This window comes from Acinetobacter sp. AB03 (assembly GCF_058107045.1).
The window spans coordinates 1-316 of sequence record NZ_JBUEBA010000023.1; the positions used below are offsets into that span (position 1 = coordinate 1).

Here is a 316-nt window from a genome sequence, read left to right on the forward strand (position 1 = left end):
ATAGAGAACCAAATGCGGCCTTGGGCCTTAGGACGCAAGAACTGGCTATTTGCAGGTTCGCTGCGTAGTGGTCAGCGAGCGGCAAACATCATGACTTTAATCCAGTCAGCAAAGCTGAATGGGCTGGATCCGTATGCCTATTTAAGTGATGTGCTGAAAAGGCTGCCGACACATAAAGTGACTCAGATTGAAGAATTGCTACCACACCGCTGGAAATCCAACTCAAATTAAAAAATAGACATGGGGTTCAGCGGACGCTTACGAAAATAAAGCTTTTAAAGTTCTTCTTTCAAACAAATTCACTTGAATTATTCTG

Annotated in this window: 1 protein-coding gene; it reads left to right on the forward strand. The window is 43.4% G+C overall.

From position 1 onward, the window contains the following. Positions 1–231 (forward strand): transposase domain-containing protein (locus ACY3FQ_RS17000; protein WP_489774495.1); only part of this gene is annotated, 231 nt, incomplete at its 5' end. Positions 232–316: the final 85 nt, after the last annotated feature.